Genomic DNA, 218 nt, shown 5'->3' with positions numbered 1-218 from the left:
GCTGGATTTTTCCAACGAGCATGCCGAGATTTCGCAAAATAAAAACGATTTTTTCTTAGGCGTGCCTAATATCCCTAAAAACGATAAAAGCAAAATGCCCATTTACACGCTCTTTTTCCAGCATTGCCTGAACATGCTCAGTCCAAAAGGTAAGGGGGCTATTATCGTGCCAACCGGATTCATCAGCGCTAAAAGCGGGGTAGAAAATAAGATTGTCC

At 42.7% G+C, this 218-nt stretch carries 1 protein-coding gene; it reads left to right on the top strand.

Annotated elements, in window-relative coordinates:
• Positions 1 to 218 (top strand): Eco57I restriction-modification methylase domain-containing protein (locus BZK24_RS08520; protein ID WP_143424414.1); only part of this gene is annotated, 218 nt, incomplete at both ends.

This window comes from Helicobacter pylori (assembly GCF_001998165.1).
GTDB classification, from domain to species: Bacteria; Campylobacterota; Campylobacteria; order Campylobacterales; family Helicobacteraceae; genus Helicobacter; species Helicobacter pylori_DL.
Note: the sequence above shows the minus strand (reverse complement) of the source record. Positions and strands in the feature narration are given on the sequence as shown.